This is a genomic window from Xenorhabdus sp. SGI246, from assembly GCF_040838225.1.
In the GTDB taxonomy this organism is placed as follows: domain Bacteria; phylum Pseudomonadota; class Gammaproteobacteria; order Enterobacterales; family Enterobacteriaceae; genus Xenorhabdus; species Xenorhabdus indica.
Genome location: NZ_JBFPEZ010000063.1, coordinates 1 through 24,979, shown reverse-complemented (window position 1 = coordinate 24,979; position 24,979 = coordinate 1). Strand labels below are relative to the sequence as shown.

Sequence of the window (24,979 nt, the reverse complement as noted above, 5' to 3'; positions counted from 1 at the left end):
TGATTATCTTCATCCATTCCCCAAATATTCAGGGAATAAAAATCACTGACTCACTGCCGCAAATGCTTCTGCAATACGCTGTACGTTATGATGGTTCACTCCGGCCATACAAACACGGCCAGAACCAATCAAATAGACTCCAAATTCTCTACGCAAGCGATTAACCTGTTCAGGGTTAAAGCCAGTATAGCTAAACATACCGCGTTGTTTCAGCAAGTGATCAAAGTTTTTCTCTGGCAACACATTTTTCAATGCGCTAACCAATACCGTACGCATTTCCAGAATGCGTAATCGCATTTGCTCAACTTCTTTCAACCATTGCGCTTTTAGTAACGGCTCAGCTAAGACTCTTGTTACAACCTGAGCACCAAAATTCGGTGGGCTGGAATAAATCCGACGTACACTGGCTTTCAATTGCCCCAGAACACATTCACTTGTTTTGGCACCATCGCAAATAACGGACAATCCACCAACACGCTCACCATACAGGGAGAAAATTTTTGAAAACGAATTGCTGATCAAACAAGGTAATTCTGCATTTGCCATTGCCCGAATCGCGTAAGCATCTTCTTCCATTCCATCAGCAAGTCCCTGATAAGCGATATCAAGGAATGGGATCAACGCCTGCTCTTTGGCGACCTGAACTACCTGATCCCATTGCTCACTAGTAAGATCAGAGCCGGTTGGATTATGACAACAAGGGTGCATCAGAATAATGCTTTTTGCTGGCAATTGCCGGAAAGTTGCCAGCATTTCATCAAATCTTACTCCTTTGGTTTTATCATCAAAGTAAGGGTAATAATTTACTTTGAGCCCTGCTCCAGAGAAAATTGAAACGTGGTTTTCCCATGTCGGATCACTACACCACACTTCAGAATCAGGGAAATAACGATGCAAAAAGTCAGCACCAACTTTTAGTGCGCCTGAGCCTCCAACGGCTTGAATCGTTGCAATACGATTTTGCTGCAACAACGGATGATCTTTACCGAACAGTAATTCTTGAATTGCCAGTCGGTAACCAAGTAAACCTTCCATGGGGAGATAAAGAGACGCAGACTGTGGCAGAGCTTTCATTTGTTCTTCTGCGGTTGCAACAGCCTGCAATTGAGGTGTTATACCCTGTTCGTCGTAATACAACCCAACGCTCAGATTAATTTTTTCTACGCGGGTGTCTTTTTTAAATATTTCCAACAACGAAAGTATAGGATCACCTGCGTAAGCATCAACATTCTGGAACACGATGTTATACTCCCCCTGCTACTTAGTTAGCATAAAAACACATATAACAGGCAATATAACTTAACCTGATTATTCGTCCAGATATTCCATTGCAACACGTGAGGTTAGTTTCGTGATCAGTTCATAAGCACTACTCCCTGTATATTCTGCAATTCTTTCAGCAGGCAGGACTGTACCCCAGAGGATAACTTCATCACCCACTTTGTCCTGACAATCAGGCCCCAAATCCACCGTAATCATATCCATGGAAACCCGACCAACAAGAGGAACTTCACGTCCATTAATAAAGATAGGTGTGCCTGATGGGGCACTGCGGGGATAGCCATCACCATATCCGATTGCGACAACACCTAAATATGTATCGCGTTCACTAACCCAAGTACCGCCGTAACCTACCGCTTCACCCGAATTGTGTTTGCGTACAGCAATTAAGCTAGATTTCAATGTCATCGCTGGCATTAAGTTGAAATCAGCCGCAGTTTTATCTGCCATCGGCGATACACCATACATTATGATACCAGGGCGAACCCAATCCAGATGTGCCTGTGGCCACAATAAAATTCCCCCAGATGCTGAAATCGATTTTTCACCAGCTTTGCCCGCAATAAATGACATAAAATGTTCAATTTGCAGGGGAGTTGTATCCACTAGTGGTTCATCGGCACGACTAAAGTGGGTGATCATGTTAACGGGCTGTTCGACGTTATGGCAGCGACTCAAGCGTTGATAAAAATATTCTGCTTCATCCAAACGAACACCAAGACGATGCATCCCTGTATCCAACTTCATCCACACCTTAATTGGATGAGATAAATCAGCCTGTTCCAGAGCTTCAAGTTGCTCGATGTTGTGCACCACGGTTTCAATATGATTGACAACTAAAATGGGGAGGTCTGACGCCCCTAAAAAACCCTCCAGAAGCAGGATGGGTTTGATAACCCCATTACTACGCAGAGCCAATGCTTCCCCTATTCGTGCAACGCCAAAACAATCAGCGTCTTCCATTGTATACGCAGTTTCCAATAAACCATGTCCATAGGCGTTTGCTTTCACAACTGCAATCAATTTACTGTTCGGGGCTTTCGCCCTGACCTGTTGCAGGTTATGTCGCAGAGCGCGGCGGTCGATAACAGCAGTTGCCGCTTTCATTTTGTCCCCTTTTTATTCTTTTCCGGTCAGTAGGTTTTCAATAATATATTATTCATTACTACTTATTCATCGCTGTAGCTTGGCCCCGCATAATTATCAAACCGTGACCATTGACCATTAAACGTTAGCCTCACTGTACCGATAGGACCATTACGCTGTTTACCAATGATAATTTCTGCCACACCTTTCATTTCACTATTATCGTGATATACCTCATCACGATAAATAAACATGATTAAGTCAGCATCCTGTTCAATAGAGCCTGATTCACGCAGATCTGAGTTAACGGGCTTTTTATCAGCCCGCTGCTCCAGACTACGGTTAAGCTGAGATAATGCAACAACAGGTACTTGGAGTTCTTTTGCCAATGCTTTGAGTGATCGGGATATTTCAGCAATTTCCAAGGTACGATTGTCAGATAGGGAAGGCACCCGCATTAATTGCAGATAGTCGATCATAATCAGGCTAAGCCCACCATTTTCACGGAAAACACGCCTTGCCCGTGAGCGCACTTCAGTAGGAGTCAAACCAGATGAATCATCAATATACATATTGCGTTTTTCCAGCAAAATCCCCATAGTGCTGGAAATACGCGCCCAGTCCTCGTCATCAAGCTGACCAGTACGAATACGTGTTTGATCTACACGGGAAAGAGACGCCAACATACGCATCATGATCTGATTGCCGGGCATCTCCAGACTAAAAATCAAAACAGGTTTATCCTGCATCATCGCCGCGTTTTCACATAAGTTCATCGCAAAAGTGGTTTTACCCATTGAAGGACGTGCAGCGACAATGATTAAGTCAGATTTTTGCAAGCCAGCAGTTTTCTTATCCAAATCTTGATAACCAGTAGAAACTCCTGTCACACCGTCATGCGGACGTTGATACAATTGTTCAATTCGTTCAACCGTTTCTTCCAGGATCTGCTCAATTCCTTTCGGGCCTTCGTCTTTATTCGCCCTATTTTCTGCGATCTGGAATACCTTTGATTCCGCCAGATCTAATAATTCTTCACTGGTACGCCCTTGTGGATCATACCCCGCATCTGCAATTTCATTAGCAACGGCGATCATATCGCGAACAACTGCACGTTCACGGACAATATCCGCATAAGCGTTAATGTTCGCTGCACTTGGGGTATTTTTTGACAATTCTGCCAGATAAGCAAAACCACCGACATTATCCAGCTCCCCATTTTGCTCCAAGGATTCTGATAATGTAATCAGGTCGATAGGTTTGCCCGTTTCAAGCAAACGCTGCATTTCAGCAAAAATACGCCGATGTGGGCGACTGAAAAAATCATTACTGGTGACACGTTCGGATACGTTATCCCAACGTTCATTATCCAGCATCAAACCGCCCAACACGGATTGCTCTGCCTCCAAAGAGTGTGGTGGAAGTTTCAGCCCTTCCACTTGGCGATCTTTTGGTTCAGCCATACTGTTGTTAGTTGGTTTTCTTCCAGCCATGTACCACATCAATCCACTAAACAAGAACGAAATAGCGCACCAGTATACGCCATGAAAACAACCTTGAGTAATTATATATAGTCTGCAATGATTTCGGGGATATTATCGCCGTTTACAGCAATTCCATTACAAACGTGCGAGGTTGTTCCCAATATTTCTTAAAGAATGAGAGAGTTACTATGGCAAAACACATCGAATTTTCCGCCACTGGCGGCCCAGAAGTGCTCCGATATTGTGAATTTACGCCTACTGATCCTGCACCTGATGAAATACAGATTGAAAATAAAGCTATCGGAATTAATTATATTGATACCTATGTACGTAGTGGCCTCTACCCACCAGCAGGTCTTCCCAGTGGATTAGGGACGGAAGCTGCGGGAGTTGTCACAAAAGTTGGCTCAAATGTGTCATACATCAAAGTTGGAGATCGCGTGGCATATGCTCAATCCGGTTTGGGCGCATACAGTGATGTACATAATGTTCCCGCCAGCAAATTAGCTATCCTGCCAGATGAAATTTCATTTGAACAGGCGGCTGCTTCTCTTTTAAAAGGACTAACAGTTTATTATCTGTTCTATAAGACACACAAGGTTCAAGCAGGTGAAACTTTCCTATTCCATGCCGCAGCCGGTGGTGTCGGTTTGATTGCCTGCCAGTGGGCAAAAGCATTAGGTGCGAAATTGATTGGAACAGTCGGTTCAGACGAAAAAGCCAACCTTGCCAAAGCTGCGGGGGCATGGCAGACCATCAATTATAACCGTGAAAATATTGCAGAACGTGTTTTGGAACTTACTGACGGGAAAAAAGTTGATGTGGTTTATGACTCCGTTGGTCAGGCTACGTGGCTAGATTCACTTGATTCCTTAGCCCCCAGAGGATTGATGGTCAGTTTCGGTAATGCCTCAGGACCAGTAACAGGAGTAAATGTCGGACTTCTCAATCAGAAAGGTTCACTATTTCTTACCCGGCCTTCTCTTAATGGTTATATCACTACACATAAAGAATTGGCTGAAGCCAGCAAAATCCTGTTTGATTTTATTGCCAGCGGTAAAATCAATGTAGATGTTCGAGAAAATCAGAAGTTTCCACTAAGCGAAGCGATAAGAGCACACCGGACACTGGAAAGCCGTGCAACCCACGGTTCCAGTTTGTTGATACCATGATTCCCATTTTGAACAAAGCGCCTGAGCGGATCACATCCGCTCTGTTACCATTTCCAATGCTTTTTCAACCACCATAATGTCAGCACCGGGTTTATGTGCATTCTCACTCAAATGACGACGCCATTGACGTGCACCGGGAATCCCCTGAAAAATACCCAAAATATGGCGGGTAATATGCCCTAAATAAGTGCCTTTTGACAATTCTTGTTCGATATAAGGATAAAGCGCCTTAACCACCTCAACGGTATCTGTCACGGGAACGGTTTGGTCAAATAATTCACGATCGACCTTCGCCAAAATAGATGGATTTTGGTAAGCTTCCCGTCCAATCATCACACCATCAACATACCGTAAATGCTGCTTCGCTTCTTCCAATGACTTAATTCCACCATTAATGGAAATTGTTAGTTGTGAAAAATCTTTTTTCAATTGATAGACCCGTGGATAATCCAAAGGCGGAATTTCGCGGTTTTCTTTTGGACTCAAACCAGACAACCACGCTTTGCGAGCATGGATCACAAAATGAGCGCACTCACTGTTTTTCACGACAGTATCAATGAAACCACACAAAAACTCGTAGCTATCCTGCTCATCAATACCGATACGGGTTTTAACTGTGACAGGAATATCTACCACATCCTGCATCGCCTTGACACAATCGGCTACCAACGTAGCCTCTCCCATCAGGCAGGCACCAAAACGGCCATTCTGTACACGATCAGACGGACAACCGACATTCAAATTAATTTCATCGTAGCCACGCTCTTGCGCGAGCTTAGCACTGTGCGCCAATGCCTGGGGTTCGCTGCCCCCCAATTGTAATGCCAATGGATGCTCTTGCTCGTTATAAGCCAGATAGTCCCCTTTGCCATGGATAATTGCGCCTGTGGTGACCATTTCTGTGTAAAGCAACGCTTCTTTACTTAGCAGACGATGGAAATAACGGCAATGGCGGTCAGTCCAGTCCAACATGGGTGCAACGGAGAAGCGGGAAGGTTTGAATTTCCTTGTATCCGTTGATATTACAGTGAATTCACTACATTTTTGTGTCTGTATGTTTTCGTGCATTTTAGGCTATTTTTGAATTATCAGCACCCCATTAATTTGGGGACCTGAACAGGAGAGTCTTAAAGATGGCCTACTATACCATAGAAAAGCATCCTCACGCAGATGGCACTTAAGAAGAGCTGAGGTTAATTAAAACAATAACAAATAGTACTTATTTTTTATCAGAATACGATTCTGAAATATTTTTATTTATCATACCTAAAAAATCATAATTAAAGTCTATTTCAATAGCTCTACAGAAAATTGGTGTTGTTATTGCAGGCTTAGCTATTTGGTAAATAACCCAATTAAACAATCATAGCCTCTACCCCAAAAGCCAAGAAAACCAATTTATTAATTGATAATCAAAAAGAATGATAGGGCTATGGCCATTAAGTAGATTTCAGCTATGAATTGAAAAACATGATAACATTACAACCATTGGCATATGCTGAGTGTGAAGGATGTAATGAAAACTATCAACCAAAAAAAGTTACTGACACGGGCTGAAGCAATCTGCCTGTCACGAGGGGTTCGTTTGACACCTCAACGCCTTGAAATTCTGCGTTTAATTTCAGCACAACCGGGGGCAATAAGTGCCTATGATTTGCTGGATCTGCTCCGTGAAGCTGAACCACAGGCAAAACCACCAACGGTCTATCGTGGGTTGGAGTTTTTACTGGAACAGGGCTTTGTCCACAAAATAGAATCTACGAATAGCTATGTGATTTGTCATCACTTTGAAGAACCTTGCCATACATCAGCTATGTTTCTTTGCGATAACTGCGGTTCTGTTACCGAACGAGATGCTAAAGATATTGAATCAACTATACAAAATTTAGCACAAGATGCAGGATTTCATCTGCGGCATAGCGTAATAGAAGTTCACGGCTTGTGCTCTTCCTGCCATGAAATGAATTCCTGTACGGAATAGGCTTTAAAATCCGTTTTATTAGGCGGTCATCACTGATAAGTTTATTAATTTCCAAGTTCCCAGATAAGAGTTTAATTCGCTGGGATAATGAAAAATGACCGCCCAAAATAGCAAAGAGTAATTATCCGCTTTTACAATCAGAACCAATCCCCGTTACGAATAACGCCAACTGCCAATCCTTCAATGGTAAAATTCTGTTCGCGTAAATCCACAACGATAGGCTCAAATTCAGGATTCTCAGCAATCAGTTCAATTTTGTTTCCTGTTTGTTTGAAACGTTTTACTGTGACTTCATCTTCAATCCGAGCCACAATAACCTGCCCGTTATGAACATCCTGCGTTTTATGCACAGCAAGCAAATCACCATCCATAATACCGATATCTTTCATTGACATACCGCGAACACGCAATAGAAAATCAGCATTGGGTTTAAATAATTCCGGATCCACTTTGTAATGGCTTTCAATGTGTTCCTGAGCCAATAGTGGTTCACCAGCAGCAACACGACCGATTAGTGGTAATCCCGTACCTTCATCTTCCTCTTCAAGCAGCAAACGGATACCTCTGGAAGCCCCAGCGACAATTTCTATCACCCCTTTACGCGCCAGTGCCTTTAAATGCTCTTCTGCTGCGTTAGGTGAACGAAAACCAAGGCGTGCTGCAATCTCAGCACGTGTCGGTGGCATACCCGTTTGCGAAATATGGTCACGCACCAAGTCATAAACCTGTTGTTGCCTGGCAGTTAATGCTTTCATTTCGCCCCCTGTTTGTTTATACAGTCTGACTGTGAGTATATACAGCTAAAATTGAATTGGGAACCTGTCAGAATGTAAAAGCCGCTAAATAACGAATTTTGACGAAAAATAAATCACTTTAGCGTATAAAATGCGACCCAATGATTATTACCCAGATGGATAGTGCCAAAATAACAGCTAAAAATACTGCAGCAGAGCCCATATCTTTTGCTCGCCCTGACAATTCGTGATATTCACTGCCGATTCGATCAACCACGGCCTCAATTGCACTGTTTAGTACTTCAACAATAACCACCAATATGACAGAGCTAATAAGAAAAAGTCTCTCAAGCATGTCAAAATCAAAGGAAAATACCACAATAATCGCTAAGACAGCTAAAATGACCTCTTGTCGAAATGCAGCCTCATTCTGCCACGCAGCTTTAATACCTTTTGCTGAATACCCCACCGCTTTAATAATACGACTCAAGCCTGTTGATTGATTCGCCATAAAAATTTTCTTCAATAAACATAATAGTTCTAAGATAATATAACTTTTAGTTTTTATTATTATCTTATTTCCACAGATCTCAAAATCTGTTTCTGGTATGCTTGCGACGCATTGCTAATAAGAGGCTTAAAGCAGTTATGTCAGCTTGGCGTAAAATATATTATAAGTTATTGAATTTTCCGATAAAAATTTTAGTAAAAAGTAAACTTATTCCAACGGCTCCCATTCAAGAGTTGAGTCTTGATACGACCCGGCCTATTTTGTATGTGCTCCCGTATCATTCAAAAGCCGATTTATTGACCTTGCGTCAACAATGTCTGGCTCAAGATCTACCAGATCCTTTAACCCCTTTGGATATCGATGATGCACAGCTCCCAAGTTGTGTTTTTATTGATGACGGCCCACGAGTGTTCCGCTGTTATGCGCCGAAGCATGAGTCTGTAAGAATTTTTCATTCTTATCTGGACTTACATCGCAACAACCCTAATCTGGATATTCAGATGGTGCCCGTTTCCGTGATGTTTGGACGTTCCCCCGGACGTGAAGGGCAAGAAACAAATACAGCACCACAGTTGCGCCTTCTCAATGGGATCCAGAAGTTTTTTGCAATCCTGTGGCTCGGTCGGGATAGTTTTGTACGTTTTTCCACGCCTGTTTCATTGCGCAGTATAGCCGATGATCATGGTACGGATACAATTATTGCCAATAAACTTGCCCGTGTTGCACGGATCCACTATTCCCGTCAACGTCTGGCAGCAGTCGGGCCACGTTTACCTGCCCGACAGGATTTGTTCAGAAAGTTACTGGCATCCAAAGCCATTGAAAAAGCCATTACCGATGAAGCCCGTAGCAAGAAAATCTCGCCAGAGAAAGCAAAACAGAACGCTATCAATATGCTGGAAGAGATTGCAGCGGATTTCTCCTATGAAACGGTACGCATAACAGACCGTGTTTTGAGCTGGACGTGGAATCGTCTCTATCAGGGTATCAATGTTCATAATGCCGAACGGACCCGCCAATTGGCCCAAGATGGTCATGAGCTGGTCTATGTTCCATGTCATCGCAGCCATATGGATTATCTGCTACTTTCTTACGTGCTTTATCATCAGGGGCTGGTTCCACCACATATTGCAGCCGGTATTAACCTGAATTTCTGGCCAGCAGGGCCAATATTCCGCCGCCTTGGTGCGTTCTTTATCCGCCGCACTTTTAAAGGCAACAAACTCTATTCGACAATTTTCCGCGAATATCTGGGAGAACTGTTTTCTCGTGGTTATTCTATTGAATATTTTGTCGAAGGAGGACGTTCCCGGACAGGCCGCCTGCTCGATCCGAAAACCGGTACACTTTCGATGACATTACAGGCAATGCTGCGCGGAGAATCACGCCCTATCACCGTTGTGCCAATCTATATCGGTTATGAACATGTGATGGAGGTCGCGACTTATGCCAAAGAGTTACGGGGCGCAACTAAAGAAAAAGAAGGATTTTTCCAGATGGTTCGTGGGTTACGTAAACTACGTAATCTGGGGCAAGGGTATGTGAACTTTGGCGAACCAATCCCATTAATACAATATCTGAATCAGCATGTTCCGGAATGGCGTGATTCTATCGATCCAATAGAAGCGCAGCGCCCGGCATGGTTAACACCAACTGTTAGTAAGCTGGCTGGCAATATCATGGTTAACATCAATAACGCCGCAGCCGCAAATGCAATTAATTTATGTAGCACGGCCTTATTGTCATCACGTCAGCGAGCACTGACGCGTGAACAGTTGATTGAACAATTAGACTGCTACATGCAATTATTGCGCAATGCTTCTTACGCAAATGATGTCACAGTACCGAACAAAACAGCGGAAGAACTGTTGGATCATGCTTTACGGATGAATAAATTTGAGGTCGAAAAAGACAGTCTTGGGGATATTATTATTCTGCCTCGCGAAAATGCGGTATTGATGACCTATTATCGCAACAATATCCAACACCTGTTGATCCTGCCATCTTTGATTTCCAGCATTGTGATGCATCACCGCCGTCTCAGCCGCAGTGAGTTGCTTAGGCAGGTACAACTGATTTATCCTCTGCTTAAGCAAGAACTTTTCATGCGCTATAGCAAGAAAGAGTTGCCTGATGTGGTTAATACATTGATTGATGAACTGGCGCGTCAATGTCTGATTTGTAATAAAGAGCAGGAGATACTGGTACTCAATCCTGCGCGTATCCGTCCATTACAATTACTGGCAGCAGGTATCCGGGAAACATTACAACGCTATGCCATCACGCTTTCTCTATTGAATGCAACTCCCGATATCAGTCGAGGTACATTGGAGAAAGAGAGCCGGATGCTGGCGCAACGTTTATCAGTACTACATGGAATCAATGCGCCGGAATTCTTTGATAAAGCAGTTTTCGCTTGCTCAGTGAATACGCTGCGTGAAGAAGGTTATATCCACAATAGCGGTAATATGGTTACCCTAAGTGCCCATGCTCTTTATCAGGTATTGAGTGAGTTAATGTCTCCAGAGATCCGTCTGACCATTGAGAGTGTCAGCATGCCTCCTGAATACAATGACCAAAAACCAGCAGATGAAAATCAGGAATAACGCTTTGACATTCTGAATAGAATTGTCCTTAAGTGATCATCCTGAAAAAGAGAAGATTAACGGGCGGTGCTAGCGCCCGTTCTCTTAAAAAACATAACTGAAAAGAATACCGAGGAACAAAATAAAACCAACGTAATTATTGTTCATGAATGCCTGAAAACAAGACTCCCGCTGACGGTCAGAAATCAGTTTTTGTTGATAAATGAAGAGCGCTCCTGCCAATAATACTGTCCAGTAATACATTCCCCCTAAATTCACTAGGCAACCAACCGATACGAGAATGATCAGCATAACGAATTGCAAAGTCCCAATGATTAACTTATCAAAGCGCCCAAACAGTACTGCTGTTGATTTCACACCGATTTTCAGGTCATCATCACGATCCACCATTGCATACTGAGTATCATAAATTACAGACCAGATTACGTTCGCCAGAAATAATAACCAACACTGTAATGGTAAGGACTCACTTACTGCCGCGAAAGCCATAGGAATTGACCAGCCATAAGCTGCACCTAATACAACTTGTGGCAAGTTGCTGACCCGTTTAACGAAAGGATAGATCCATGCCAATCCCAACGCGACAAAAGATAAAACAATCGTCATTTTATTCAGTGTCAATACAAGCGCAAAAGAGATCAACACAAGTGTGACAAACAAAATTTTGCATTCTTTTTCGCTAATATCGCCACTGGGCAGCGGACGAAATTTTGTCCGTTCAACATGCCCGTCAAATTTCCTATCAGCGAAATCATTGATACAACATCCTGCCGCCCGCATGAAAAAGATACCCAGAGTGAAAACCAGCAAGATATGTAAATTCGGCATACCTTTTGCTGCTATCCATAATGCCCAATAGGTTGGCCATAATAACAATAATACGCCAATGGGTTTATCGATACGCATTAAACGGCAATAGGCGCGCCATTTATTTCGCGTCATACTAACCTCCAATCTATTTCTCCCTTTTCATATTATTTATTTTATATACAGGTGATTCCGGTAAAAAAACTTCTGTAAGCAGTAGAGGCTTCTTTGATAAACGCAGCAAAGAGCGCCGTGCCCAACGCTGTCCTTGTTGACCTATTTGAATATAATCCCGTGTCAGATTATTGCCACTAAACAGATAGCGCCCAAGTGGAACGGTTCCAACATCCACCAGCTTTTTGTCTGGCCCTGTTAATGTTTCCTCAGGGATTACTGTACGCCCCAATAACCACGGAATATTATCCCCGTATAAGACAATTTCACGTAACCAATACTTTTCACTTACAGGTAAATGCTCACTTTCATCACCAATATCTGCTGTTGTAATGAAACATTCCCGAAATGGTGCAACTGTTACATGATGGCAATATTGTTCAAAACGATGTGTCATTGAACCGACTTCCATCAGCCAGTCTAAAATATTTTTCGGAGTATTGACTTCACCAGCCGAAAACCAGTGAATAGGTGTAGAAGTTAATATTGTGTCATCTGCCATGTCATTTTCCAATTGCGGAGACATCAATTTCTCCGACAGCACAACGAATGGAATGTGAGGATAGCATGTTGCAGGCCAATAAAATAAAAAGTTGATAACAATTTACGGAAATTAAAAAATATCCCCCCGATATAGGGTGTTATTGGGGGGTATAAGATTAAATAAAATAGAAAATCAGATTAACGCCACTTTTTAAAGCGATTAATGAGACCATTTGTAGAACTGTCATGGCTATTCACAACTTCTTCCCCTTGCAATTCAGGCAGAATGCGGTTCGCCAATTGTTTACCCAGTTCTACTCCCCATTGATCGAATGAGAATATATTCAGAATTGCTCCCTGAACAAAGATCTTATGTTCATACATAGCAATTAATGCGCCCAGACTGAATGGTGTAATTTCACGCAATAGAATTGAGTTAGTTGGGCGGTTACCTTCAAACACTTTAAACGGCACAATATTTGCCACATCCTGTGCACTCTTCCCAACGGCAGCAAATTCAGCTTCCACCTGCGCCTGAGTTTTACCAAAAGCCAGCGCTTCAGTTTGTGCGAAAAAGTTAGATAGCAGCTTGCTGTGATGATCAGTAACCGGATTATGACTCATTGCAGGTGCTATAAAATCACAGGGAATAAGTTTCGTACCCTGATGGATAAGCTGGTAGAAGGCATGCTGACCATTTGTACCCGGCTCTCCCCAGATAATCGGCCCGGTCTGATAATTTACCGGATTACCATTGCGGTCAATATATTTACCGTTTGATTCCATATTTCCCTGCTGGAAGTATGCAGCGAAACGGTGCATATATTGATCATAAGGCAGAATCGCTTCAGTTTCTGCGCCAAAAAAATTGTTATACCAGATGCCAATCAGCGCTAACAGAACAGGAATGTTTTGTTCAGGTGCGGTCTGCTCAAAGTGTTTATCCATAGCATGAGCACCACTCAGCAACTGCTCGAAGTTGTCATAACCAATGGAAAGTGCAATGGATAAGCCTATTGCAGACCAGAGGGAATAACGGCCACCAACCCAATCCCAGAATTCAAACATGTTTTGTGTATCAATGCCGAATTTGCTGACTTCCTTCTCATTAGTTGAAAGCGCGGCAAAATGTTTAGCCACATATGCTTCATCACCTGCACTTTGCAGGAACCAGTGACGGGCAGAATGAGCATTAGTCATCGTTTCCTGTGTGGTAAAGGTCTTGGAGGCAATCAGGAATAGCGTGGTTTCTGGAGCCAAAGATTTCAATGTCTCCGCAATATGGGTTCCATCCACATTGGAAACAAAGTGCATATTGAGGTGGTTTTTATAGGCTTTCAGCGCCTCAGTCACCATATATGGGCCGAGATCGGAACCACCAATACCAATGTTTACTACATCAGTAATCGCTTTACCGGTATAGCCTTTCCATTCTCCACCAATGATACGATCACTGAACGATTTCATTTTTTCCAGCACCGCATTCACTTGCGGCATAACATCTTCCCCATCTACGTGAATTGGAGAATTACTGCGGTTACGCAGAGCAATGTGCAGCACAGCACGATCTTCAGTACGGTTAATCTTTTCACCAGAAAACATACTATGGATAGCACCGGATAGATCCGTTTCTTTCGCCAATGCCTGTAATTTTTCCAATGTTTCCGTAGTAATACGGTTTTTGGAGTAATCCACCAGAATCTGATCGTTAAACGTTGCAGAGAATGTCGCAAAACGCGCCTTATCCTGTTCAAACAGATCCCGTAAGTGAACATTCTTCATCTGTTCAAAATGCTGTTGTAATACTTTCCAAGCTTCGGTCTGGCTAGGGTTGATGTTTTTCATGAATGATGCTCTCTATCAACTGTAGATAAACAATAGGAATGCATAGAATTGTAACAAGTTAATGCTGTGATGGATCTCTTTTTCCTTTTACTGACTGATATTGGTCAAAATAAGTCATTATTTCCAGTTCTAATTGCTTATATCCTTCAAATTCGACATCCATTGGACATATAGGCAAAAACGATAATTTCATTCTGATCATGAAAGATATTGATGCTTAATTCTCAAGCATTGACTCAACAAAGCTAACCCGATATTTCTAACCCTCTATTTCTAAACTAACTCTCTATTCCTAAAACAGAAGGCTATCATCCATGAGTGCAGTATCTTCTCCCTACTCGCAGTATGTTGTTGCAAAATTCGGTGGTACCAGTGTGGCAGATTTTGATGCCATGAATAACTGTGCTGATATTATTTTGGCAAACAGAGATGTTCGCGTAGTCGTTTTATCAGCTTCCGCTGGTGTAACTAATTTATTGGTCACATTAGCATCTGGTTGCGATAACGATAAACGGGAGGAGTGCCTGAAGCAGATCCGTGATATTCAATATGCGATTATCACGCGGTTAAATGAAACGGCTGTGCTTAAAGAAGAGATTGAGCATTTACTGGATAATATCACAACGTTGTCAGAAACTGCCTCACTGGCAACATCTAAGGCGTTGACTGACGAGTTAGTCAGTCATGGGGAAGTCATGTCTACACTGCTGTTTACCGAATTATTACGTCAGCGCAACACGGATGTCGAATGGTTTGATATCCGCCGGATAATGCGTACCAATGATCAATTTGGGCAAGCAGAGCCTGACACAAACCAACTCAATATATTAGCGGCAGAACACCTTCAACCTCGCCTGAATAACACAATCGTCATTACACAAGGTTTTATCGGCAGAGAGGAAAAAGGCCGCACAACAACTTTAGGACGTGGGGGTAGTGATTATACCGCTGCCCTGCTTGGCGAAGCACTGGACTTGCGGCGTGTCGATATCTGGACGGATGTCCCAGGGATCTACACAACCGATCCCAGAGTTGCCCTAACAGCCAAACGTATTGATAAAATTGCTTTTGATGAAGCGGCCGAGATGGCGACATTCGGTGCCAAAATTCTCCATCCAGCTACCCTATTGCCAGCCATCCGCAGTGGTATTCCTGTTTTCGTTGGTTCGAGTAAAAAACCGCAGGCTGGCGGTACACTGGTTTGCGACAAAACGAAAAATCCACCTCGCTTTCGGGCATTGGCATTGCGGCGTAAACAAACTTTATTAACCCTGCATAGCCTGAAGATGTTACATGCAAGAGGCTTTCTGGCAGAAGTTTTTACCCTGCTCTCACGTCATAATATTTCGGTGGATTTGATTACCACTTCAGAAGTAAGTGTTGCTTTGACACTGGATACGACAGGTTCCACCAGCACGAATGGCAGTTTGCTGACCAATGCCTTACTGACTGAGCTTTCAACATTATGTCGTGTGGAAGTTGAAGAAGATTTGGCACTGGTAGCAATTATCGGCAATAAACTTTCACAGGCCAAAGGATTAGGAAAAGAGATTTTTGGCCCCCTGGAATCCTTTAATATTCGTATGATCAGCTATGGAGCAAGTAGCCACAATGTTTGTCTGCTCGTGCCCGGCAAAGATGCAGAACAGATAATTCAGACACTTCATCGTAATCTGTTTGAAGATTGAAGTTCAAAGACTGATCAACATATTAGCCATGATCAACATATTAACTATATGATGTAATACAATCTCATCCCGTAATGGGATGAGATAATACCTTCAACGCTCATACTTCCTCTCTCTAAAAGTAATTTTCACCTCCACTCATCGGATGTGTTTTTTTCCTCTTTATCATCCATAATAAGAAAACGAAAACAAATTCCATTTTTTCTACCACAGTCATGCTGTAAGTAGAGGATAATTTAGAGGGAATCTTATGAGCTCCGCCATCGCCAGCAAACGTACCAAGAAAACTAAAATGACAACCGGTAGTACCGCTGTAAGCGGTCAGGTTCAATCCTTAAGCCGAGGCCTGTCCCTTTTGGAATATATTTCTGATTCACAAAGTGGAGTCGCATTAACTGACCTTGCTATTCAGGCTGGCCTTCCCAATTCCACCACTCACCGTCTTTTAACCACATTACAGCAGCATGGTTTTGTTCGTCAGATTGGCGATCTGGGATTGTGGGTAATTGCATCACATGCTTTTGTTGTTGGCAGCAGCTTTCTGCAAAGCCGCAATCTGATGGTATTAGTTCATCCGATTCTACGCCAACTAATGGAAGATTCTGGTGAAACCGTCAATCTTGCTATTTTCAATATTGATGAGTATGAAGCAGTGATTGTTGATCAAGTGCAGTGTAATGCACTAATGCGGATGTCTGCCCCAATTGGCGGCCAATTGCCGATGCACGCTTCCGGGGCAGGTAAAGCGCTCCTTTCCACACTGTCCGAACAAAAGTGCCTACAATTGCTGCATAAAAAAGGATTACACGCCTATACACAACATACTCATATCACAGCAGCCGCGTTGAAAGAAAATCTTGAACAAATCCGTAAGCAGGGTTTTTCATTTGATGATGAAGAACACGCCCTTGGGTTACGCTGTATTGCTGCCTGCATTTATGATGAGCATCACGAGGCTTTTGCTGCTATTTCTATCTCCGGCCCAATATCGCGCATCTCTGATGATCGAGTCACTGAACTTGGTGCTCTTGTTATGCGAGCGGCAAAAGAGGTTAGCCGGGAGTATGGAGGAATTAAGTGAAATTTCGGTTAATTTCACTTTGTTACGACACAGCTAATACCAACCAGATGAGATGGTCATTGAAATCATGAGGTTGTATTCACCAGGTTCTTTTTCCATCCTGATATGTCATCACGTGATGCCTTGAAGCAAGAGCCATGGTTCAGTGACATTTTTATAATTAGGTTTAAATCCCTCATGTCTGATTTGACGAGAGAAACTGCCAATGAATAACTGGAAAACATCTGCAGAAAGCATCCTGACCGATGGCCCTGTCGTCCCTGTCATTGTAATCAATGAAATTGAACATGCTGTACCATTAGCAAAAGCGCTGGTTGCCGGTGGAATACACGTGTTGGAAGTTACCCTAAGAACTGAATGCGCACTGGCAGCTATTCGCCTTATCGCCAAAGAAGTTCCTGAAGCGATTATCGGTGCTGGAACAGTCATTAATCCAAAACAATTGGTAACCGTCACTGAAGCTGGTGCTCAGTTTGCCATTAGTCCGGGATTGACTGATGAGTTGCTAAAAACAGCGTCGACTGGTTCAATTCCTCTTATTCCGGGAATAGCTACAGTCTCTGAATTAATGCTAGGTATGAGCTATGGTTTAAACTGCTTCAAATTCTTTCCGGCAGAAGCGAATGGCGGTGTAAAAGCCCTGAAAGCTATCGCTGGCCCATTCCCACAGGTACGTTTTTGTCCAACTGGCGGTATTTCCCCTGAAAATTATCGTGATTATCTGGCATTAGGTAGTGTTCTATGCATTGGTGGCTCGTGGTTGGTTCCAGGTGATGTATTAGAAAAAGAGGATTATGCCCAGATTACAGAACTAGCACGTACTGCTATTGCAGGCACAAAAGCATAATCTTTTTATCTAAAACTTAATGCGGAAATTTAAGATTAAAAAATTTCCGCATTGAGAAAATATATCATTGTTTATCTAATATTCCCTTGAGTTAATTAATTTTATTATAAGATTACTCAGATAATTTAAAATAAAATCACAACTCATTTAATAAAAAGATTCAATTTCACAATTTAACAAATAGCTTTAGATAATGTCCATGTCCCCGTACCATTACCTCTATTTGATAACAAAGAAGTATAAACTTTATATACAGCACCAGGTTGATCTGCCCGCCAACAGACATCGAGAAAACCGCCATGCGTATGGTTAAAATCATTCAGCAGACGAATAATATTACCTTCACGGACTTTACCATCATGTTTATCAGTTGATTCTGAAAAAATATGCCATATTGCAGTATCAAGGGCATGTACAGGTTTATCCGCAGTATAAACATTATAGAGTTCTGGTGATGGTGCATTCCCACTAACTCTCAGATATCCTCCATTATTTCTATAAAAATTCAATAAAAATACCGTATCACAACTGTAAACTTCCGTGCCTAAACTTTTACCTTCTGCTGATAAAATCTGCCATGAGCCTGAACCACTAACACGATTTGATGAAACAGAAGTGACAACATTATATTTTTCCCCTACTGAAGTCGAGTGTCCATTAACATCAAGATAACTTCCATCAGCATAATTATTCTTAATATGTAAAATATCACCATATAAAATGACTTGAGCCATTATTTCCTCCCTAAATATTTTTATAAATAAATGGTATGATGCTATTAATGGTGAAGATTATAATGATTAAATTATATACTCATACAAACAAACTTAATCTTCTTAAATAGAATCATACCATTTAAAATTGGTAAAAATATAGCTAATCATTTTAAAATAGTATTATGTAATCGCTATTTTTTATCATACAACGATACATTATCTTTATCTGTAGAAATTGTAATACCACTGATTATATTTCTTATTTAGTTTATTTCAGTGCGCTGACTGAATCTCTGTCTATAGCGATAAGCAAAAACATCTTCTATATATCCATTTTTAATACGTTCCTGCAATGCCCGCCAGTAGTCCGCTTTAAATAAGTCGCTGTGGCTTTCTTCAAAATACTTGCGAATACGCTTATCACTACATAAAAAGTGTCGGAACTCCTCAGGAAAAACATCGTTGGGAGCAACGCTGTACCACGGTTCGCTGGCAAGTTCATCTTCAGGATAACGTGACGGAGGTATATCCCGAAAATTCACTTCGGTCATATAGCAGATTTCGTCATAATCGTAGAAAATTACCCGTCCATGACGGGTAACACCAAAGTTCTTAAATAACATATCACCCGGAAAAATATTCGCTGCGGCCAACTGCTTAATCGCATTCCCATATTCCTCTACGACATCTTTCATATGAGTTTCATCCACTTGTTCCATGTATATGTTCAATGGGATCATTTTCCGTTCCATATAAAGATGTTTTATCAAGATCTTGTCACCCAGATCTTCGAATTTCGTGGGGATCTCTTTTTGTAGTTCCTCCATTAATTCCAGGCTGACATGGCGTTTATCAATGACAAAATTCTCAAACTCCTGTGTATCAGCCATTCTTCCGACGCGATCATGCTCTTTTACCAGCCGGTAACACTCCTGAACCCGCTCCTGAGATACCTCTTTCTGTGGCGCAAATTTGTCCTTTATAACCTTAAATACACGGTCAAAGGAAGGAGAAGTGAAGACCAACATCACCATACCTTTCACCCCCGGAGCAATGGTAAATTGCTCTTGAGATGAGTTAATAAACGTCAGATATTCACGGTAATATTCTGTTTTACCGTGTTTTTGGCAACCAATAGCCATATAGAGTTCAGCCGTTGATTTGGTTGGTAAGATTTCACGCAACCACTCCACCATTGCTGCTGGCAAAGGGGCATAAACCATAAAATAAGAGCGGGCAAAACCAAAAACAATGCTGGCATCATCGTGATGAGTCAAACAAGTATCAATAAAAATTCTACCTGATTCATCATGGTGAATAGGCAATAAAAATGGATAAGTCGTTGTACCCATTTTTATTTTTCCTACTAACCAGGCAGCTTTATTACGATAAAATAGTTCGTTAGCAATCTGAAATGTTGCCTGCAATAAGTCATGTCGGGAAAATGTATTCAGTAAGTACTGCGTGATGTAACCAATATCCCGCTCTAAATTTTCCCATTTCAAGCGCAACGGTAAGTCATTTAAGATTGCTTGCAACATGGATTCTAAATTGCCATCAGGAAAAAAATCCCGTGACAATGGCCGCGAAATATGACGAAAGCGACACAGTGGTTGAGAAGAGAAGATAAATAAATTTTCTTGCTTCAAATTGCGGTGTTGAAACAAGCGGCAATAAACTGAGTTAAAAAAACTTTCTGCAATCTCAAAACGAGGATAATCCGGCAGTAAACAGGTATAAACAGCTTTGACCTTAGCAATATACTCTTCGTCATACTGCAATTGCAATGAACCACTGATACATTTCAATTGTTCAACCACTAAACCAACATGGTGGTCATACAGGTTGATACGCTTCTTCATCGCCTGCTGTACTGCATGCCAATCTGCCTGTTCAAAACGCTGTTGTGCGCCAGAAGTGACTTCCAGAAATCGGCCATATTGCGCATCAAATCCCTGCAAAATAGTTTGTGCAACTAAGTGTGCGAAATCTGTTTCCATATTTACCACCTTAATCCGACACGTAAAGGGGAATTCCTTACGGAATCCCCCAAAAGTGATATCAATAGATATATAAACTTAGAACTGCTGTTCTTCTGTTGATCCAGTCAGGGCAGTAACAGAAGATGATCCTCCCTGAATAATCGTAGTGACTTTATCAAAATACCCTGTCCCCACTTCCTGTTGATGTGAAGAGAAAGTATAACCTCGATCAAGTGCTGCAAATTCCCGCTCTTGAACTTTCTCAACATAATGTTTCATTCCTTCGCCGCGAGCATAGTCATATGCCAAATCAAACATGTTGAACCACATGCTATGAATACCAGCCAAAGTGATAAACTGAAATTTATATCCCATCTCAGAAAGTTGTTCCTGGAAGCTGGCAATAGTTTTATCGTCCAAGTTCTTTTTCCAGTTAAAAGATGGAGAGCAGTTATATGCCAGTAATTTTTCTGGATATTCTGCATGAATCGCTTCTGCAAAACGACGGGCAGCCTCAATATCCGGGGTAGAAGTTTCACACCAAACAACATCTGCGTACGGTGCATAGGCCAATCCACGACTGATAGCCTGATCAATACCGGCACGAGTGCAGAAGAAGCCTTCGCAAGTCCGTTCGCCAGTGATGAATTCACTGTCATAAGGATCACAGTCAGATGTCAGTAAGTCAGCAGCATCGGCATCAGTACGGGCAATAAGAAGAGTTGGAACGCCTAATACATCTGCCGCTAAACGAGCGGCTACTAATTTCTGAATGGCTTCTTGAGTCGGCACCAATACCTTGCCGCCCATATGTCCACATTTCTTCACTGCAGCCAACTGATCTTCGAAATGAACTGCGGCAGCACCAGCTTCAATCATTGATTTCATTAATTCAAATGCATTCAGTACACCACCAAATCCAGCTTCTGCATCCGCCACAATCGGCAGAAAATAATCAATGTATTCCATACTCTCAGGGCCAATTTCATTAGCCCATTGGATCTGATCGGCACGACGAAAGCTGTTATTGATACGCTTAATAACATTCGGAACAGAATCAACTGGATAGAGTGATTGATCAGGATACATACTGGCGGCTGTATTGGCATCAGCAGCAACCTGCCAGCCAGAAAGATAAACCGCTTCAATGCCAGCTTTAGCCTGTTGAAGCGCCTGACCACCTGTCAGTGCTCCAAGTGCGTTTACATAACCTTTTTTGGATTTTCCATGCAGCAGCTCCCATAACTTGTCCGCTCCCATTTGCGCCAAAGTATGTTCAGGATTGACTGAACCGCGTAATTTAATAACATCTTCAGCTTTATATGGACGGTTAATCCCTTTCCAGCGTGTTTTTTTCCATTCTTGTTCTAATTGAGTGACTTGTTGTGCTCGAGAAACGGTCATGATGTTTTACTTCCTATTCTTAATTAATTAGATATTAATTTATTAATCGGATATTGTTTTTACATTAATCGAGTAGTTGATAGCCTGGCAGGGTCAGAAAATCGACTAAATCATCTTGTGTGGTGATCTGTTCCATCAGGTCTGAAGCCTCCATAAATCTCCCTTGGTTAAAACGCTCCTCCCCCACTTCTTGTTTAATGACTATCAGTTCTTCTTTCAGCATCTGGCTGAACAATTCTTTTGTTACCTTTTTACCGTTAGCAAGTGACTTTTCATGGTGTATCCATTGCCAAATAGAGGTACGAGAAATTTCCGCAGTAGCTGCATCTTCCATCAAACCATATATCGGTACACAACCATTGCCTGAAACCCATGCCTCTATATACTGAACGGCAACCCGAATATTCGCCCGCATCCCTTCTTCTGTTCTCTCTCCTAAGCTCGGTGCAAGCAGTTGTTCGGCAGTGATTGTTTCATCTTCTTCACGGGAAACCATCAGTTGATTTGGTCGATCACCTAGCTTTGAATTGAATACATCCATAGCAATATCAGCGAGGCCAGGATGTGCGATCCATGTACCATCATGACCATTATTAGCTTCCAGTTCTTTATCAACCCTGACTTTATCTAATACTTTCTGATTCTGTTCAGGATCTTTACTCGGTATAAATGCCGACATTCCCCCCATAGCGAATGCACCGCGCTTATGACAAGTTTTAATTAATAAACGGGAATAAGCATTCAGGAAAGGCTGTGTCATAGTGACAGACTGGCGATCAGGTAAAACGCGATCGGCATGATTCTTTAATGTTTTGATATAACTGAAAATATAATCCCAACGCCCACAATTCAGGCCAACAATATGGTGACGTAAGTGATAGAGAATTTCATCCATTTGGAAAACGGCTGGCAGTGTCTCAATTAAGACTGTAGCTTTTATCGTCCCTTTTGGCAGATTGAAATACTCTTCCGTAAAACTGAAAACATCACTCCACCACTGAGCTTCATGGTAGCTCTGAATTTTAGGCAAATAGAAATAAGGACCGCTCCCTTTTGCCAGCAACTGTTTATGATTCAAGTAAAAATAAAGTGCGAAATCAAATAATCCGCCAGAGATTGGTTCATTCTTATAAATGACGTGTTTTTCTGACAGATGTAATCCCCGGACACGAGCAATCAAAACAGCGGGATCAGATTTCAATTGATAACGTTTTCCCTGTTCATTGGTATATGAAATTGTCCTATTAACCGCATCCCGCAAGTTAATTTGCCCATCAATAATCTTATCCCATGTTGGTGCCAGAGAATCTTCAAAATCTGCCATAAACACCTTAACATTGGCATTCAAAGCATTGATGACCATTTTTCGTTCTACAGGACCTGTGATCTCCACTCGACGATCTTTAAGATCATCGGGAATACTCTGAATCTTCCAGTCGCCATTTCTAATGGAAATGGTTTCCGAAATGAAATCCGGAAGCGCACCATCATCTATTTTCTTCTGCCAATTCACACGATCTTCTAATAATCTTCTACGTCTGTCAGAAAATCTGACAACCAAACCCTCCAAAAATTGAACAGATTCAGTTGTTAATACCTGTTTTTCAGCTTCAGAGAAAGATTTTATAAAAGTTAATTCAGTTTCTAACACTTGCTGTGCCATTCCCGATTCCTCACTTTAAAATACTCACTCAGATAAGAGTAATCAATATAAAAAATAAATCAAAAACCATTTCCATTATTTAAAATAAATAATTTAACCATATTAAAATCAAAAAGTTACATAAGGAATAACAAAAGAAAAACAGGGAATTGCATTCCAAAATAGCTTATACAATGTTGTTAAGCTTTTGTTATATATAAGAAATGGAAAAATGGAGAGCGGCTGACAAAAAAACAGAAAATTAAAAAAATGAGAAATGACTCGCTTCAGTCAGTTCTCATTTTTCACCATTTTAAACTAATTTAATCTAAGGAAGGATTCATATAAGACAGATCATACGGCGTGATCTGATATACACAGTAATTAAGCCAGTTTGAAAATAATAAATGACCGTGACTACGCCACGTTGCAACAGGTTTATTTCTTGGATCATTATTCGGAAAATAATTGGCTGGTAATGCAGGCGCTAACCCAGCAATTTGATCACGTTGATATTCTGCGGCTAATGTTCCAACATCATATTCTGGATGTCCTGTTACAAATACTAACCTTTTATCTTTACTGGCAAACAAATAAACACCAGCTTCCTCTGAGTTAGCCAAAATATCTAAATCTGTATGTTCACGAATAACTGATTCTGGAAAATCAGCAAAACGTGAATGGGGTGCCCAAAATGATTCATCAAACCCTCTGGTCAATAACGCAAAAGGATCCAGAATTGTATGAGAATAAACACCTGATAGTTTAGTTGTTCGGGTATATTTGGGGAGGTTATAAAGGATATTTAACGCAGCCTGAACAGCCCAACAAACGAAAAGTGTTGAAGTCACATGACTTTTAGCCCAATTGATAATTTTTTCAATTTCTTGCCAATAAGTCACATCTTCAAATTTTACTAACCCCAAAGGGGCACCTGTTACAATCAAACCATCAAAATTTTGGTCTTTTATGGATTCAAAATCACAATAAAAATTATCCAAATGTTCTGCTGGCGTATTTTTACATCGGTAACTGTTTATTCGCAGCAATTGAATATCAATCTGTAACGGTGAATTGGACAATAGCCTGATAAACTGATTCTCCGTTTCTATCTTTTTTGGCATAAGATTTAGCAACAATACCTTTAGGGGGCGAATATCCTGAACATTCGCCCTTGTTGATGTCATGACAAAGATATTTTCATTGCGAAGAAAATTAACTGCTGGCAGTTCATCTGGTACACGAATTGGCATTGTATGAACCTCAATTATTCCACATATATTTAGCCTTCTAGATAGCTAAATCTAACCTAAAGGTAGGGATAATGTCGAGTTCTTGTACGCAAATTGAAATTATTTCATTCTATGAAATAAGAAAAAGCAATAAAAAAATCAAACGCAAAAAAGCCATCCGGTAAAGGATGGCTTCTCTGTCAAATAAATGTCTGGCAGTGCC

At 41.6% G+C, this 24,979-nt stretch carries 20 protein-coding genes; 6 read left to right on the top strand and 14 right to left on the bottom strand.

Translation table 11 applies throughout. From position 1 onward, the window contains the following. Positions 1–42: 42 nt before the first annotated feature. From ABLA85_RS14635 to dnaB, 3 genes are all read right to left on the bottom strand, one after another. Positions 43–1,239 carry an amino acid aminotransferase gene (locus tag ABLA85_RS14635; RefSeq protein ID WP_367965138.1) on the bottom strand — a complete coding sequence of 399 codons (1,197 nt, stop codon included), beginning with the start codon at positions 1,237–1,239 and terminating at the stop codon, positions 43–45. 69 nt (positions 1,240–1,308) lie between these two features. Beyond that, on the bottom strand, positions 1,309–2,388 hold the full coding sequence (gene alr / locus ABLA85_RS14630) for an alanine racemase (RefSeq protein WP_367965137.1): 1,080 nt from the start codon (positions 2,386–2,388) through the stop codon (positions 1,309–1,311). Positions 2,389–2,450: 62 nt separating this feature from the next. Next, positions 2,451–3,860, bottom strand: coding sequence for a replicative DNA helicase (gene dnaB / locus ABLA85_RS14625; protein ID WP_367965136.1), 1,410 nt, complete (start codon positions 3,858–3,860; stop codon positions 2,451–2,453). Positions 3,861–4,039: 179 nt separating this feature from the next. Here dnaB and ABLA85_RS14620 point away from each other — a divergent pair, with 179 nt between their 5' ends. Further along, entirely contained in the window at positions 4,040–5,023 is a 984-nt protein-coding gene (locus tag ABLA85_RS14620) for a quinone oxidoreductase (protein WP_367965135.1), read from the top strand. 30 nt (positions 5,024–5,053) lie between these two features. Here the strand turns inward: ABLA85_RS14620 and dusA are convergent, their stop codons facing one another. Next, positions 5,054–6,091, bottom strand: a complete 1,038-nt coding sequence (dusA, locus tag ABLA85_RS14615; protein ID WP_367965134.1) for a tRNA dihydrouridine(20/20a) synthase DusA — start codon at positions 6,089–6,091, stop codon at positions 5,054–5,056. A gap of 448 nt (positions 6,092–6,539) precedes the next feature. Here dusA and zur point away from each other — a divergent pair, with 448 nt between their 5' ends. Further along, positions 6,540–7,004, top strand: a complete 465-nt coding sequence (zur, locus tag ABLA85_RS14610; RefSeq protein WP_367965133.1) for a zinc uptake transcriptional repressor Zur — start codon at positions 6,540–6,542, stop codon at positions 7,002–7,004. 137 nt (positions 7,005–7,141) lie between these two features. Here zur and lexA read toward each other — a convergent pair whose 3' ends face one another. After that, complete coding sequence (gene lexA / locus ABLA85_RS14605; RefSeq protein WP_367965132.1) at positions 7,142–7,759, bottom strand: transcriptional repressor LexA; 618 nt, start codon at positions 7,757–7,759, stop codon at positions 7,142–7,144. 118 nt (positions 7,760–7,877) lie between these two features. Next, positions 7,878–8,249 (bottom strand): diacylglycerol kinase, encoded by a 372-nt coding sequence (locus ABLA85_RS14600; protein ID WP_367965131.1) that lies wholly within the window; start codon positions 8,247–8,249, stop codon positions 7,878–7,880. Positions 8,250–8,386: 137 nt separating this feature from the next. Between ABLA85_RS14600 and plsB the strand changes: the two genes are divergently transcribed. Beyond that, on the top strand, positions 8,387–10,855 hold the full coding sequence (gene plsB, locus ABLA85_RS14595; protein WP_367965130.1) for a glycerol-3-phosphate 1-O-acyltransferase PlsB: 2,469 nt from the start codon (positions 8,387–8,389) through the stop codon (positions 10,853–10,855). 84 nt (positions 10,856–10,939) lie between these two features. On the opposite strand, the gene ubiA is transcribed toward plsB, so the two are convergent. The 3 genes from ubiA to pgi all read right to left on the bottom strand — a co-directional run bounded on the left by ubiA (position 10,940) and on the right by pgi (position 14,164). Next, a complete protein-coding gene (gene ubiA / locus ABLA85_RS14590; RefSeq protein WP_367965129.1) occupies positions 10,940–11,797 on the bottom strand; it encodes a 4-hydroxybenzoate octaprenyltransferase in 858 nt (285 codons plus the stop codon). Between the two features lie 13 nt (positions 11,798–11,810). Next, complete coding sequence (gene ubiC, locus ABLA85_RS14585; RefSeq protein ID WP_367965155.1) at positions 11,811–12,338, bottom strand: chorismate lyase; 528 nt, start codon at positions 12,336–12,338, stop codon at positions 11,811–11,813. 179 nt (positions 12,339–12,517) lie between these two features. Continuing rightward, positions 12,518–14,164 carry a glucose-6-phosphate isomerase gene (pgi, locus tag ABLA85_RS14580; protein ID WP_367965128.1) on the bottom strand — a complete coding sequence of 549 codons (1,647 nt, stop codon included), beginning with the start codon at positions 14,162–14,164 and terminating at the stop codon, positions 12,518–12,520. 314 nt (positions 14,165–14,478) lie between these two features. Here pgi and lysC point away from each other — a divergent pair, with 314 nt between their 5' ends. From lysC to ABLA85_RS14565, 3 genes are all read left to right on the top strand, one after another. Next, positions 14,479–15,852: a lysine-sensitive aspartokinase 3 gene (lysC, locus tag ABLA85_RS14575; protein ID WP_367965127.1), complete on the top strand. Its 1,374-nt coding sequence runs from the start codon at positions 14,479–14,481 to the stop codon at positions 15,850–15,852. Positions 15,853–16,102: 250 nt separating this feature from the next. Continuing rightward, positions 16,103–16,933 (top strand): glyoxylate bypass operon transcriptional repressor IclR, encoded by an 831-nt coding sequence (gene iclR, locus ABLA85_RS14570; RefSeq protein ID WP_367965126.1) that lies wholly within the window; start codon positions 16,103–16,105, stop codon positions 16,931–16,933. 205 nt (positions 16,934–17,138) lie between these two features. Next, positions 17,139–17,780 carry a bifunctional 4-hydroxy-2-oxoglutarate aldolase/2-dehydro-3-deoxy-phosphogluconate aldolase gene (locus ABLA85_RS14565; RefSeq protein WP_367965125.1) on the top strand — a complete coding sequence of 214 codons (642 nt, stop codon included), beginning with the start codon at positions 17,139–17,141 and terminating at the stop codon, positions 17,778–17,780. A 173-nt stretch (positions 17,781–17,953) separates the two neighbouring features. Here ABLA85_RS14565 and ABLA85_RS14560 read toward each other — a convergent pair whose 3' ends face one another. The 5 genes from ABLA85_RS14560 to metA all read right to left on the bottom strand — a co-directional run bounded on the left by ABLA85_RS14560 (position 17,954) and on the right by metA (position 24,777). Continuing rightward, positions 17,954–18,514, bottom strand: coding sequence for a hypothetical protein (locus tag ABLA85_RS14560; protein WP_367965124.1), 561 nt, complete (start codon positions 18,512–18,514; stop codon positions 17,954–17,956). Between the two features lie 245 nt (positions 18,515–18,759). Beyond that, positions 18,760–20,496: a bifunctional isocitrate dehydrogenase kinase/phosphatase gene (aceK, locus tag ABLA85_RS14555; protein WP_367965123.1), complete on the bottom strand. Its 1,737-nt coding sequence runs from the start codon at positions 20,494–20,496 to the stop codon at positions 18,760–18,762. 78 nt (positions 20,497–20,574) lie between these two features. After that, positions 20,575–21,882, bottom strand: a complete 1,308-nt coding sequence (aceA, locus tag ABLA85_RS14550) for an isocitrate lyase (protein WP_367965122.1) — start codon at positions 21,880–21,882, stop codon at positions 20,575–20,577. Positions 21,883–21,946: 64 nt separating this feature from the next. After that, positions 21,947–23,545, bottom strand: a complete 1,599-nt coding sequence (aceB, locus tag ABLA85_RS14545; protein WP_367965121.1) for a malate synthase A — start codon at positions 23,543–23,545, stop codon at positions 21,947–21,949. Positions 23,546–23,847: 302 nt separating this feature from the next. Next, positions 23,848–24,777, bottom strand: a complete 930-nt coding sequence (gene metA / locus ABLA85_RS14540; RefSeq protein ID WP_367965120.1) for a homoserine O-succinyltransferase — start codon at positions 24,775–24,777, stop codon at positions 23,848–23,850. Between the last annotated feature and the right edge of the window lie 202 nt (positions 24,778–24,979).

Excerpts from the sequence above, each read along its gene's own strand:
- alr (WP_367965137.1), bottom strand. The coding sequence starts at position 2,388 with ATGAAAGCGGCAACTGCTGTTATCGACCGCCGCGCTCTGCGACATAAC.
- dnaB (WP_367965136.1), bottom strand. The coding sequence starts at position 3,860 with ATGGCTGGAAGAAAACCAACTAACAACAGTATGGCTGAACCAAAAGAT.
- ABLA85_RS14620 (WP_367965135.1), top strand. The coding sequence starts at position 4,040 with ATGGCAAAACACATCGAATTTTCCGCCACTGGCGGCCCAGAAGTGCTC.
- dusA (WP_367965134.1), bottom strand. The coding sequence starts at position 6,091 with ATGCACGAAAACATACAGACACAAAAATGTAGTGAATTCACTGTAATA.
- zur (WP_367965133.1), top strand. The coding sequence starts at position 6,540 with ATGAAAACTATCAACCAAAAAAAGTTACTGACACGGGCTGAAGCAATC.
- lexA (WP_367965132.1), bottom strand. The coding sequence starts at position 7,759 with ATGAAAGCATTAACTGCCAGGCAACAACAGGTTTATGACTTGGTGCGT.
- ABLA85_RS14600 (WP_367965131.1), bottom strand. The coding sequence starts at position 8,249 with ATGGCGAATCAATCAACAGGCTTGAGTCGTATTATTAAAGCGGTGGGG.
- plsB (WP_367965130.1), top strand. The coding sequence starts at position 8,387 with ATGTCAGCTTGGCGTAAAATATATTATAAGTTATTGAATTTTCCGATA.
- ubiA (WP_367965129.1), bottom strand. The coding sequence starts at position 11,797 with ATGACGCGAAATAAATGGCGCGCCTATTGCCGTTTAATGCGTATCGAT.
- ubiC (WP_367965155.1), bottom strand. The coding sequence starts at position 12,338 with ATGGCAGATGACACAATATTAACTTCTACACCTATTCACTGGTTTTCG.
- pgi (WP_367965128.1), bottom strand. The coding sequence starts at position 14,164 with ATGAAAAACATCAACCCTAGCCAGACCGAAGCTTGGAAAGTATTACAA.
- lysC (WP_367965127.1), top strand. The coding sequence starts at position 14,479 with ATGAGTGCAGTATCTTCTCCCTACTCGCAGTATGTTGTTGCAAAATTC.
- iclR (WP_367965126.1), top strand. The coding sequence starts at position 16,103 with ATGAGCTCCGCCATCGCCAGCAAACGTACCAAGAAAACTAAAATGACA.
- ABLA85_RS14565 (WP_367965125.1), top strand. The coding sequence starts at position 17,139 with ATGAATAACTGGAAAACATCTGCAGAAAGCATCCTGACCGATGGCCCT.
- ABLA85_RS14560 (WP_367965124.1), bottom strand. The coding sequence starts at position 18,514 with ATGGCTCAAGTCATTTTATATGGTGATATTTTACATATTAAGAATAAT.
- aceK (WP_367965123.1), bottom strand. The coding sequence starts at position 20,496 with ATGGAAACAGATTTCGCACACTTAGTTGCACAAACTATTTTGCAGGGA.
- aceA (WP_367965122.1), bottom strand. The coding sequence starts at position 21,882 with ATGACCGTTTCTCGAGCACAACAAGTCACTCAATTAGAACAAGAATGG.
- aceB (WP_367965121.1), bottom strand. The coding sequence starts at position 23,545 with ATGGCACAGCAAGTGTTAGAAACTGAATTAACTTTTATAAAATCTTTC.
- metA (WP_367965120.1), bottom strand. The coding sequence starts at position 24,777 with ATGCCAATTCGTGTACCAGATGAACTGCCAGCAGTTAATTTTCTTCGC.